The organism is Pseudomonas fortuita (assembly GCF_026898135.2).
GTDB lineage: Bacteria > Pseudomonadota > Gammaproteobacteria > Pseudomonadales > Pseudomonadaceae > Aquipseudomonas > Aquipseudomonas fortuita.
Map to the genome: position 1 here is coordinate 5,694,653 of NZ_CP114035.2, position 12,328 is coordinate 5,706,980.

8 protein-coding genes, 2 tRNA genes and 2 pseudogenes are annotated in these 12,328 nt (G+C 62.6%); 4 read left to right on the forward strand and 8 right to left on the reverse strand.

Features of this window, described 5'->3' with window-relative positions; genetic code table 11:
* The first annotated feature begins 194 nt into the window (after window positions 1–194).
* The 4 genes from OZ911_RS26065 (at window position 195) to OZ911_RS26080 (ending at window position 3,217) form a co-directional block, all read left to right on the forward strand.
* A tRNA-Leu gene (locus tag OZ911_RS26065) sits at window positions 195–281 on the forward strand.
* A gap of 87 nt (window positions 282–368) precedes the next feature.
* A tRNA-Leu gene (locus tag OZ911_RS26070) sits at window positions 369–455 on the forward strand.
* A gap of 183 nt (window positions 456–638) precedes the next feature.
* Window positions 639–1,652, forward strand: a complete 1,014-nt coding sequence (locus tag OZ911_RS26075) for an extracellular solute-binding protein (protein ID WP_016489438.1) — start codon at window positions 639–641, stop codon at window positions 1,650–1,652.
* Window positions 1,652–3,217: an ABC transporter permease gene (locus tag OZ911_RS26080; RefSeq protein WP_016489439.1), complete on the forward strand. Its 1,566-nt coding sequence runs from the start codon at window positions 1,652–1,654 to the stop codon at window positions 3,215–3,217. Before OZ911_RS26075 ends, OZ911_RS26080 begins: the two co-directional genes overlap by 1 nt.
* Before the next feature lie 292 nt (window positions 3,218–3,509).
* Here the strand turns inward: OZ911_RS26080 and OZ911_RS29135 are convergent.
* From OZ911_RS29135 to hfq, 8 genes and pseudogenes are all read right to left on the reverse strand, one after another.
* A pseudogene (locus OZ911_RS29135) lies at window positions 3,510–4,025 on the reverse strand (methyl-accepting chemotaxis protein); the annotation flags it as partial.
* Window positions 4,026–4,415: 390 nt separating this feature from the next.
* Window positions 4,416–5,108, reverse strand: a pseudogene (locus OZ911_RS29075) (methyl-accepting chemotaxis protein); the annotation flags it as partial.
* A gap of 595 nt (window positions 5,109–5,703) precedes the next feature.
* Window positions 5,704–6,996, reverse strand: coding sequence for an adenylosuccinate synthase (locus OZ911_RS26090; protein WP_016489441.1), 1,293 nt, complete (start codon window positions 6,994–6,996; stop codon window positions 5,704–5,706).
* A gap of 56 nt (window positions 6,997–7,052) precedes the next feature.
* Window positions 7,053–8,240, reverse strand: coding sequence for an ATP phosphoribosyltransferase regulatory subunit (locus tag OZ911_RS26095; protein ID WP_016489442.1), 1,188 nt, complete (start codon window positions 8,238–8,240; stop codon window positions 7,053–7,055).
* Window positions 8,241–8,541: 301 nt separating this feature from the next.
* On the reverse strand, window positions 8,542–9,411 hold the full coding sequence (gene hflC, locus OZ911_RS26100; protein ID WP_012274454.1) for a protease modulator HflC: 870 nt from the start codon (window positions 9,409–9,411) through the stop codon (window positions 8,542–8,544).
* A complete protein-coding gene (gene hflK, locus OZ911_RS26105; RefSeq protein ID WP_016489443.1) occupies window positions 9,411–10,592 on the reverse strand; it encodes an FtsH protease activity modulator HflK in 1,182 nt (393 codons plus the stop codon). The genes hflC and hflK overlap by 1 nt, the downstream gene beginning before the upstream one ends.
* 96 nt (window positions 10,593–10,688) lie before the next feature.
* Window positions 10,689–11,990 (reverse strand): ribosome rescue GTPase HflX, encoded by a 1,302-nt coding sequence (gene hflX, locus OZ911_RS26110; protein WP_016489444.1) that lies wholly within the window; start codon window positions 11,988–11,990, stop codon window positions 10,689–10,691.
* Window positions 11,991–12,002: 12 nt separating this feature from the next.
* On the reverse strand, window positions 12,003–12,263 hold the full coding sequence (gene hfq / locus OZ911_RS26115; RefSeq protein WP_016489445.1) for an RNA chaperone Hfq: 261 nt from the start codon (window positions 12,261–12,263) through the stop codon (window positions 12,003–12,005).
* Window positions 12,264–12,328: the final 65 nt, after the last annotated feature.

Here is a 12,328-nt window from a genome sequence, read left to right on the forward strand (position 1 = left end):
AGCCCCCACTGCTGTGCATCCAGAGCAGTAATAGGCCTGTGGAATCAACAAGTTGAATTTTTTGAAATTTTTTTTGATTGGGGGGTTTACAGCCTTGGGGAGCGTCCGTATAGTGCGCACCACAACGACGGACAACCCCAACGTTGTAGTAGAGATGAACGGCGCTGTAAAGCATCTTTTAATCTCGAATGTGTGCCCAGGTGGCGGAATTGGTAGACGCGCTGGTTTCAGGTATCAGTGACCGCAAGGTCGTGGAAGTTCGAGTCTTCTCCTGGGCACCAAATATTTTCAAGTAACAGATGACCAAGGATCTGTTACTACTGTGTGAAGCGAACGATAGTCGCCTTCTACAGATGATGCAAAGCTTTGCCCAGGTGGCGGAATTGGTAGACGCGCTGGTTTCAGGTATCAGTGACCGCAAGGTCGTGGAAGTTCGAGTCTTCTCCTGGGCACCATACAAAAACCCACTAGCTTGCTAGTGGGTTTTTTCTTGCCTGCGTTTTTTGCCCCACCCTCCCCGCGCACTCCCGGTCCTGCACCATGGTCTGCCCATGAATTTCTCGTCACCCGGCCACTTGAGAAACAATTTCGTTTACCATTGTTTCCAAATATGTAGCCGTAAGCGAGGAAGTACCCGCATGACGATCCGCCCGCAACTGCTGATGCGTACTCTGGCCGCCGCCGTGCTGAGCCTGGTCATCGGCGCTCCGGCCGCCATGGCAGACGCACCGGTCACCCTGACCATGTACAACGGTCAGCATAAGGAAATCGGCGAAGCCATCGCCAAGGCCTACGAGGCCAAGACCGGCATTCACATCAATATCCGCAAAGGCAGCAGCAACCAGCTGGCCAGCCAGATAATCGAGGAAGGCGACCGCTCGCCAGCCGACATCATCTATACCGAAGAGTCGCCGCCGCTGAACAACCTGGGCGAGCTGGGCTTGCTGGCGAAGATCGACGACGCCACCGCAAACATGGTGCCCAAGGAATACGTTGGCGCCAACGGTACGTGGATGGGCATCACGGCCCGTACGCGCATCGTGGTGTACAACCCGAAGAAGGTCGACGAAAAAGACCTGCCTACCACAGTGATGGACTTTGCCAACCCTGAGTGGGAAGGCCGCGTCGGCTATGTGCCTACCAGTGGTGCGTTCCAGGAACAGGCTGTGGCCATCCTGAAAATGCACGGTCGTGAAGCTACCGAGGAATGGCTGACCGGCCTTAAAGCCTTCGGCAAGACCTACACCAACAACATGGTCGCCCTCAAAGCCGTGGAAAAAGGCGAAGTGGCTGCGGTACTGGTAAACAACTACTACTGGTACGCGCTTGAACGCGAACGCGGCAAACTGGACACCAAACTTTACTACCTGGCCGACGGTGACGCCGGCAACCTGGTCACCATCTCCGGCGCAGCCGTGGTGAAGGCCAGCAAGCACCCGAAAGAGACCCAGGCCCTGCTCAACTGGATGGCCAGCGAAGAAGGCCAGCGCGTCATCACCCAGACCACCGCCGAGTACCCGCTGCACAAGGGCATGGTTTCTGACCGCGGCCTGAAGCCGTTCGACGAGCTGCGCCCGCCGAAGATCTCGCCGGCCGACCTGGGTAACGCCGAGGAAGCCATCGAGCTTGAGCGCGAGGTCGGCCTGCTCTGATGACTGCCGCCCTGTCTGCACCGGCGCCGGTGCGCTTTGTACCGCGCCGCAAGCGCCCCTCCATCTGGGTCGTGCTGCCTGTGCTGTTCCTGGTCGCGATGAGCCTGCTGCCCCTGGCTTATGTCGCCATCAAAGCCTGGGAAGCCGGCTGGCGCGAAGCCTTGCACCTGCTGTGGCGCCCCTTTGTCTGGGGGCTGATGCGCAACACCCTGTTGCTGATGGTCGGGGTGACGCTGACCTGCATGGTGGTCGGCCTGGCGCTGGCCTGGCTGCTGGAGCGCAGCAACCTGGCAGGTCGTCGACTGTGGGGCGTGGTGTTGTGCCTGCCGTTCGCCGTGCCGTCGTTCGTCAGCAGCTTCACCTGGGTGTCGCTGAGTTCGGACTTCGAAGGCCTCGGCGGGGCGATCATGGTCATGGCCCTGTCCAAGTACCCGCTGGTGTTTCTGCCGGTGGCCGCAACCCTGCGTAACCTCGATACCTCGCTGGAAGAGTCGGCGCGCACCCTGGGTTGCAGCCGCTGGGGCGTGTTCAGCAAGGTCACCCTGCCACTGCTGTGGCCGTCGATGCTCGGTGGCGCGCTGCTGATTGCCCTGCACATGCTGGTGGAGTTCGGCGCGCTGTCGATCCTCGGCCTGCAGACGTTCACCACCGCCATCTACCAACAGTTCGAACTGGAGTTCAGCAATGCCAACGCGGCCATGCTGTCTGCCGTGCTGCTGGCGATGTGCCTGGTGATGCTGTGGCTGGAGTTGCGCGTACGCGGCAAAGCCCGCCATGTACGCATCGGCCAGGGCGTAGCGCGGCGGGCGCAACCGGTGCGGCTGCGCGGCTGGGCGGTGCTGGCGCAGCTGTTCTGCGTGGGCCTGGCGGTGCTGGGCAGCGGTATTCCACTGGCCATGCTCGGCTACTGGCTCAGCGTGGGTTCGTCGGCAGCGTTCCCGGTGGCGGCTATCTCCAAGGCTCTGTTTACTTCGCTGTCGGTGTCGCTTGGCGGTGCTGGCTTCTGCGTGTTGTTGGCCCTGCCGATCAGCTTCCTGGTGGTGCGCTACAAGGGTCGCCTGGCGATCTGGGCCGAGCGCCTGCCTTACCTGCTGCACGCCCTGCCCGGCCTGGTGATTGCCCTGACCCTGGTGTTCTTCGCCCTGCACTACGTGCCGGCGCTGTACCAGACCACGGCACTGCTGCTGCTGGCCTATGCGCTGCTGTTTTTGCCACTGGCGCAGTCGCCAGTGCGCACCGCGCTGAACAAGGCCTCGCCAACGCTTGAGGAAGCTGCACGCACCCTGGGTGCGAGCAGCTTTACTGCGTTCTGCCGGGTGACCCTGCCGATCATCTTCCCGGCCATGGCGGCGGCTTTCGCGTTGGTATTCCTGGATGCCATGAAGGAGCTGACGGCCACGCTGCTGCTCAGCCCCACGGGCATGACCACATTGGCCACCGAGGTGTGGGCGCATACGGCCAACGTCGAGTTCGCGGCAGCGGCGCCTTATGCGGCACTGCTGATCGTGGTTTCGGGGCTGCCGGTGTATTTGCTGACTACGCGGATGTACCTGAACAAGGCTTGAATGGTCCACCTCGATTGCTGTGCCGTTGCGTATATCGAGCGCCGCCCGCGCGGCGCATCGCGAGCTGTCGCTCGCTCCTACGTTTGTTTCGGGCCAATGATTCCTGTTGGATTTGCGCGCGAACGCCTTGGCGCACGGCTCGATTTCGCGTCGTACGAACAAAGCGGTCGCGCGCGCCTGTCACAAGCGTAACTGGCCCGAAACAAACGTAGGAGCGAGCGACAGCTCGCGATGCGCCGCGCGGGCGGCGCTCGATCTCACAGGCGCCGAAAACCTCACGACCGCCTCCATCTCAAGCTCTAAACTGCCCCAGGCTTGCCCGTAGCTGCGCGGCCAGGTCATCCAGCACCTTGCTGCTGGCTGTTGTCTGCATCACCACTTCGGCCGAGCGCTCAGCCTGGGCATGGATAGTCTCCACCCGCCCCCGCACGGCCTGCGCCCCGCTCGCCTGCTGCTCAGCTGCCCGGGTGGCCAGGCCAATGGCCGCATGCACCTGCTCCACCGCCGCCTGCACCGACTGCTGCCGGCGCTCGTTATCACGCAGTACCAGCAGCCCTTCGCTGGCCTTGAGCCCGGCCTGGCTGATGGTCGCCACGGCTTCCTTGGCGCCCTTCTGCAGCGCCGCGATGTGCGACTGGATATCCCCTGTGGAGCTCTGCGTCTTGCTCGCCAGCGCCCGCACCTCATCGGCCACCACGGCAAACCCGCGCCCGGTCTCACCTGCCCGGGCGGCCTCGATGGCCGCGTTCAGCGCCAGCAGGTTGGTCTGCTCGGCAATGCCGTGGATCACCGTCAGCACCACTTCGATCTGCTCGCTTTGCTTGGCCAGGCGCTCGATCACCTGGGAGCCGGTCTCTACCTGGCCTGCCAGGTTCTCGATCAATCCCGCGAGCTGGGTCGAGGTGCGGCTGTTTTCGTCGGTGGCCTGGCGGATATCCACCACCTGTTTCAAGGCCGCCTGCATCGCATGGCTTTCGGCCTGGGCTTCATCGGCCATGCTCGAAAGGTCGCGCAGGCTGGCTGCCACTTCATCGCGTTGCAATGCGGCGGCAGCATCCGCGCCGGCGTTGCGCTGGGCCATCGCGCCAATCTCGACACCGGTACGCTGGGCCACCTCGCCCGCCTCACGCACGATCGGTTGCAACTTGTCGACAAAGCGGTTCACCGCCGAAGCCATGTCGCCAATTTCGTCGCGGCTGTCGAGCGGCACGCGCTTGGTCAGGTCGCCTTCGCCCGCCGCCAGGTCGTCCAGGGCAGCAATCAACAGGCGCAGCTTGCTCAGCACTCGGCGGCCAAGCACCACGGCCACCACCAGCAGCACGCCGAGACCAACGAGCACCAAACCCAGGCCAATGCGCCAGCGCAGCTCGGCGGCGGCATCACGCACGGTCTGCGCGGTATTGGCCTGCATTGCTGCAGCACTGCCTTGCGCCTTTTCCAGGCGCTCGCGCAGGGTCTTGCCGCTGTCGGCGGCAGCGCCCACCAGGCTGTCTGCAACCAGTTGCTCACCGCTGGCAATCAGCGCCGTGAAACGCTGATCCAGGGCCTTGAGCTCCTGGTCGATACCGGCCGTAGAAACACCCATCACTACCTTGCCGATTTCCGCCCCATTAGGGTTGATCGAGGCTTCGACAAAGTACACCGCCGGGTCGCGCCGGGCGGCATCGATCACCTTGTCCAGCGCACGCTCGCCCTGGCCCTTGTCCATCAACGCCTGGTTGATCGGGTTTTGCCGGTTCAGGTAGCGGGTCAGGTGCTGGCCTTGGGCATCGTCGTACACCACGAACAGCACGTTGGGGTTACGCTGGGCACGCCGGGCAAAGTCAGAGAGCACTGGCACGTCGTTGTCCCAGATCGCCCGCGGGGCCACCGAAGCCAGCAGCTCGGCCATGTCGTTGGCAGAGTCCTTCAGATTCTTTTCCAGGGTGCTGCGCAGTTGCTGCTGTTCGCTTTGCAGGCGCTCCGACAACCCGGCGCTCAGGCGCTGGCGGGTGCTGCTGGACAGGCTGTCCAGGCCCGAGCGCACGTCTTGCCCGGCTTGCTCCAGGTCGTTGGCCAGCTGGCGGCTGTCGTTGCCCAGGCGTTCGCCAAGGTCGGCTTCCAGGGCGGTGACCGTGCTTCGGGTGAGCGCAACGGCAACCAGCACCTGCACCAAAAGAGCGATACCAAGGGCAACAAACACAGGCCGCAAAAGGCGGCTTCGTAACAGTGAGAGGATGGCAGACACGGTGTAACCCTCGTGTTTACTGGCGCCACTATTTTGATGGCATCTACAGAAACTTCTTACAGCAAGGGTTGTGCCGAAGGCAGCAGGGATAAACGCCAAGTTTCAGGAAGAGGGTTGCCTGTACCGGCCTATCCCGAGATCTGTGGAGATGCTGTGGGAGCTGGCTTGCCGGCGATAGGGCCAGTGCAGGCATACCCCACAAATGAAAACGCCGCGGCCCCTTTCAGGGCCACGGCGTCAGATCAGCCTGGAGGGCAGATCAGGCGAACGGGTGACGCAGCACGATGGTCTCGTTGCGGTCCGGGCCGGTCGAAATGATGTCGATCGGCGCGCCAACCAGCTCTTCGATGCGCTTGATGTAGTCACGCGCAGCTTGCGGCAGCTCTTCCAGGGTTTTTGCACCCAGGGTCGACTCGCTCCAGCCTGGCATCTCTTCGTACACCGGCTCCAGGCCGATGTAGCTGTCGGCGTCGGAAGGCGCGTCGATGACAGCACCGTTCTCGTTCTTGTAGCCAACGCAGATGTTGATGGTTTCCAGGCCGTCCAGCACGTCCAGCTTGGTCAGGCAGATGCCCGAGATGCTGTTGACGTCGATGGCGCGACGCAGGATCACAGCGTCGAACCAACCGCAACGGCGAGCGCGGCCGGTGGTGGAACCGAACTCGTGGCCACGCTTGGCCAGGGTAGCGCCGGTCTCGTCGAACAGTTCGGTCGGGAACGGACCGGAGCCTACGCGAGTGGTGTACGCCTTGGTGATACCCAGGATGTAGTCCAGGTACATCGGGCCAACGCCGGAACCGGTGGAAATACCGCCAGCGGTGGTGTTGGAGCTGGTGACGTACGGGTAGGTACCGTGGTCGATGTCCAGCAGCGAGCCTTGGGCACCTTCGAACATGATGTCCTTGCCGGCGCGACGCAGGTTGTGCAGCTCGGCGGTGACGTCGAGCATCATCGGCTTGAGCTGTTCAGCGTAGGCCATGCACTCGTCCAGGGTTTGCTGGAAATCGATGGCCGGCTCTTTGTAGTAGTTCACCAGCTGGAAGTTGTGGTAGTCCAGCAACTCACCCAGCTTGGCAGCGAAACGCTCGCGGTGGAACAGGTCACCCACGCGCAGGCCGCGGCGCGCGACCTTGTCTTCGTAGGCTGGGCCGATACCACGGCCGGTGGTGCCGATCTTGGCTTCGCCACGGGCTTTTTCGCGGGCCTGGTCCAGGGCCACGTGGTACGACAGGATCAGCGGTGCAGCCGGGGAGATGCGCAGGCGCTCGCGCACCGGTACGCCTTTTTCTTCCAGCTTGGTGATTTCGCGCATCAGGGCGTCCGGGGCAACGACCACGCCGTTGCCGATCAGGCACTGTACGCCTTCACGCAGGATGCCGGACGGAATCAGGTGCAGAACGGTCTTTTCACCGTTGATCACCAAGGTGTGACCCGCGTTGTGGCCCCCCTGGTAGCGCACTACGGCGGCAGCATGTTCGGTCAGCAGATCGACGATCTTGCCTTTGCCCTCATCACCCCACTGGGTGCCCAGGACGACGACATTCTTACCCATTACATTGGTCCTCATTCACGCAAACTTGGTTGCCGGCCTGTTGCCGACGCAGAAACTCACTGGGCCAGCGGCAGAACCTGCCAGCGCCCGTCTTGCTGAATCAATTGCCGATCACAATCCGCCTCGAGAGCAGCACTCAACGGCTGGCCAGGCAGGGCCTGGACCACACGCTGGCCCTCGTTGCGCAACTGGCAGACTTGCTGCCAGAGGGCCGCGTCGCCACTGTCCGGCATCCAGATGCCGCCAGTTGGCAATACGACCTCCGCTCGCCCCAGTGTGACCAGGGTCTTCAAATCCGTGGAAAAACCGGTGGCCGGGCGGGCCCGGCCAAAGTCGGCGCCGATGTCGTCGTAGCGCCCGCCCTGGGCGATCGATTGACCCTCGCCCGGCACGAACACGGCAAACACCACGCCGGTGTGATAGTTGTAGCCGCGCAGCTCGCCGAGGTCGAAGTACAACGGCAGGTCCGGATAGCGCGACGTCAGGCGATCGGCGATCGCCAGCAGGTCGTCCAGCGCCGCCAGCACGCTGGCCGGGGCACGGCCCAGGCGCACGCGGGCTTCGGCCAGCACTTCACGGCCACCGCACAGCTCGACCAATGCACGCAGCATGTTGCCCAGGTCCTTCGGCAGGTCGGCGGTCAATGCCTGCACTTCATCGACGGCCTTGCGCTGCAGGGCGTCGAACAGCTGCTGCTCGACCGCACCGGACAAGCCGGCAGCACGGGCCAGGCCGCGGTAGATACCGACGTGGCCCAGGTCCATGTGTACGTCCGGCACATCGGCCAGTTGCAGCGTGGCCAGCATCAGGCTGATGACTTCCACGTCGCTGGTCGGGCTGGCATCGCCATACAGCTCGGCGCCTAGCTGGATCGGGCTGCGCGAGGTGGACAGTGCACGCGGCTGGGCGTGCAGCACGCTGCCGGCGTAGCACAGGCGGCTCGGGCCTTCACGGCGCAGGGTGTGCGCGTCGATGCGCGCCACCTGCGGGGTGAAGTCGGCGCGGAAGCCCATCAGGCGACCGGACTGCGGGTCCACTACCTTGAAGGTGCGCTGATCCAGGTCCTGGCCGGCGCCGGTGAGCAGCGACTCCAGGTACTCGATATGCGGGGTGACGACCAGCTCGTAGCCCCAACTCTGGAACAGGTCCAACACCTGGCGGCGCGCGATCTCGATGCGCGCGGCTTCAGGTGGCAGTACTTCCTCGATGCCATCTGGCAGCAGCCAGCGGTCTACCGTTGCCATTACGCCTTTTCCCCTCTGGTCCGGGCGGCTTGCCAGCTGGCGAGCCGTCAGTAAAGCCGGTATCGCGCACAGCAGCGGGCAGCACTGATCCCAGCGCAGCCACCGTACCCGATACCCTCGAATTGCCTTGCGAGCTGACCAAACCGTCAACTGGCGCTGTGCCAATCAACCTTTCAGACGCAAAAAAGCCGGGAAATTTCCCGGCTGCCTCATCATACACCCCTTTTCATTCAGGATGCACCCCGCCTGGTGTTTTAGCTGCCAGGCGGGGCGCCGCTGCATGAAAATCAGGGCCTGAGCATCACGGCTTGCTCTTGTCCAGGTAACGGAAGAACTCGTTCTTCGGGTCCAGGACCAGCACGTCGCTCTTGCTCGAGAAGCTCTCGCGGTATGCCTGCAGGCTACGGTGGAACGCATAGAAATCAGCGTCCTGGCTGTAGGCCTTGGCATAGATGGCAGCCGCTTGGGCGTCGCCGTCACCACGGGTTTCTTCTGCTTCGCGGTAGGCCTCGGCCAGCAGCACACGGCGCTGGCGGTCGGCATCGGCACGAATACCTTCAGCCAGCTCGTTACCCTTGGCACGGTGCTCGCGAGCTTCACGCTCACGCTCGGTGCTCATGCGGTCGAACACGCTGCGGTTGACTTCCTTCGGCAGGTCGATGGCCTTGACGCGCACGTCGACCACCTCGATGCCCAGCTCTTTGTTGGCCATGCGGTTCAGCGATGCAGTGATGTCGGCCATCAGTGCGTCACGCTCACCGGAAACCACCTCGTGCAGGGTACGTTTACCGAACTGGTCGCGCAGGCCGCTTTCCAGACGACGCGACAGACGCTCGTCGGCGATCTGCTTCATGCCGGACGTGGCGGTGTAGAAGCGCTCGGCATCCTTGACGCGCCACTTGGCGTAGGCGTCGACCATCACCGCTTTTTTCTCCAGGGTCAGGAACCGCTGGGTCGGGGCGTCGAGGGTCATGAGGCGGGCGTCGAACTTGCGCACCTGGTTCACGTACGGAATCTTCACGTGCAGGCCGGGCTGAACATCTGCCTGGACCACCTTACCGAAGCGCAGCAGTACCGCACGTTCTGTCTGGGACACGATGTAGAAGCTGTTCCAGGCCACAATGGCCAGAACGACGGCGGCGATCAGGGCGATCAGCGATCTATTGCTCATCAGCGGCTCTCCCTAGTACGCAGCGGCTGCTGTTGCTGTTGCAGGTCCTGCGCCGCACGGGCGGCCGCATCGTTGGCCGATGGCGACACGCTGGTGGTTGGCGTGGACGGGTTGCGGCTGCCTTCGACCATCTTGTCCAGTGGCAGGTAAAGCAGGTTGTTCTGCCCGTCCTTGGTCGCCACCATGACCTTGCTCGAATTGCTGTAGACCTCTTGCATGGTCTCCAGGTACAGACGCTGACGGGTCACGTCAGGTGCCTTGTGGTACTCGGTAACCAGCTTGGTGAAGCGGTCGGCCTCACCCTTGGCCCGGGCGATGACTTCGTCGCGGTAACCGTTGGCGTCCTCGATGATGCGCTGGGCCTGACCACGGGCTTCCGGCACCACGCCATTGGCGTAGGACTCGGCCTGGTTGCGGGCACGCTGCTCGTCTTCGCGGGCACGGATCACGTCGTCGAAGGCTTCCTGCACTTCACGCGGGGCTGCCGCGCTCTGTACGTTGACCTGGGTAACGGTGATACCGGTACGGTAGTTGTCGAGGAAGCGCTGCAGACGTTCGCGGATATCCACGGCCATCTGTTCACGGCCTTCGGTGAGCACCTGGTCCATCGAGGTGGAACCCACCACGTGGCGCAGGGCACTGTCGGTCGCGTGCTGCAGGCTCACCTCAGGCTGGTCGACGTTAAGCACGAAGTCCTGCAGGTTGCTGATCTTGTACTGGACGGTCAGCGGTACCTCGACGATGTTCTCGTCTTCGGTCAGCATCTGGCCCTGCTTGGTATAGGCACGCTCACGCGTGACGTTTTCCATGTACTTGCGATCAATCGGCGGGAAGTAGATGTTCAGGCCGGGACCGACCGTCTCGTGGTACTTGCCGAAGCGCAGCACCACGGCCTGCTCCTGCTCGTCGACCACGTACACGGCACTGTACAGCCAGATGGCAGCCAGCACCGCCAGGCCTATGCCCAGCAGGCCAAGGCCACCGCCCTTGCCGACATTGCGGTCACCGCCGCCACGTTTCTTGTTACCGCCGAACATGCCATTCAGGCTGTCCTGCAGTTTGCGGAAGGCCTCGTCCAGATCCGGCGGACCTTTCTTGTCACCACCACCGCCACCGCCACCACGGCGGCCGCCCCAGGGATCCTGATTGTTCGAGTTGCCACCCGGCTCGTTCCAAGCCATAGCGCTCTCCATCTGATAAAGCAAAGACGCGCCCACGGCGCGCCGTCCAATGCTACAGAATGCCTGTCACTGCTGCCCGGCGACCTCGACGAGCATTTATTGCAAAGTGTGTTGCTCGACAAACACTTGCGGCTCCATGCCTTCGCGGCTGACCAGGCGATTCAATTCGACCCTGGGCAGTCGCACGCTCAGCAGGCTGCGCCCTTCTTCATCATGCTCTTCACTCTGCACGGCACCCAGAGCAAAGAATTGCGCGCGCAAGCGGGCAAAACGCTGCTCCAGGCACAGGGTACCGACAAACAGATCATCCCCCAGCAACTCGGCAATCGCCTGGCCAACCAGCTCCAGACCACGCCCATCACGTGCCGATACCCAGACCCGTTCCGGCTTGCCGTCGGCATTGCGCTGGATCTGTGGCTCGACATCTTCGAGCAGGTCGAGTTTGTTATACACCTCAAGGATCGGCAAGCCTTCAGCGCCAATCTCACCCAACACGGCCAGCACCTGCTCGATCTGCTCCATGCGCTCTGGCTCATGGGCGTCGATCACGTGCAGCAGCAGGTCGGAGTTGCTCGACTCTTCGAGCGTAGCCCGAAAAGCCTCGACCAGCTTGTGCGGCAGGTGGCGAATGAAGCCCACGGTGTCGGCAAGCACGATCGGCCCCAGGTCGTCGAGCTCGAGCCGGCGCAGCGTCGGGTCGAGGGTGGCGAACAGCTGGTCCGCGGCGTACACCTCGGATTCGGTCAGAGCGTTGAACAGCGTGGACTTGCCGGCGTTGGTGTAACCCACCAGCGATACTGAAGGGATATCCGCGCGCTTGCGCCCGCGACGCGCCTGCTCACGCTGGCTGCGTACCTTCTCCAGGCGTGACTTGATCTGGCGAATGCGCACCCGCAACAGGCGGCGGTCGGTTTCCAGCTGGGTTTCACCCGGGCCACGCAGGCCAATACCACCTTTTTGTCGCTCAAGGTGGGTCCAGCCACGCACCAGCCGCGTGCTCATGTGATCAAGCTGGGCCAGTTCGACCTGCAGCTTGCCTTCATGGGTACGCGCCCGTTGGGCGAAAATATCGAGGATCAGCCCGGTACGATCGAGCACACGGCACTCGAACACACGTTCAAGGTTGCGCTCCTGACTGGGCGTAAGGGTGTGATTGAAAATCACCAGGTCTACCTGTTCGGCATGGACCAGGTCGTGCAATTCCTCGACCTTGCCGCTGCCAATCAGGTATTTGGCCGTGGGCTGATGCCTTGTCACTGTCACCAGCGAGACGATGTCCGCCCCGGCCGACAATGCCAGCTCCCGAAACTCCTGCGGATCTTCGCGCGCCTCAGGGTTCTGACCTTCCAAGTGAACGAGCAACGCCCGCTCACCACCACCGTGGCGCTCAAAGAACAATGCAGGCTCCTATCAGGCGTTGCCTGGCTCGCTGTCGCCGAGGTCGGAATCGGACGGGCTTGGCAGGCGAACCGGACGGGCAGGCACTACAGTCGAAATGGCGTGTTTGTAGACCATTTGGCTGACGGTGTTCTTCAGCAGTACCACGAACTGGTCGAACGATTCGATCGAGCCCTGCAATTTGATGCCGTTGACCAGGTAGATGGATACCGGAACCTTTTCTTTTCTCAAGGTGTTCAAGTAAGGGTCTTGTAGCGAATGCCCTTTTGACATATGCCGCACTCCTGTAAGGATAAATAATAGAAAATCAAGAAAATCGATAAATTAGGCCGCCCCTT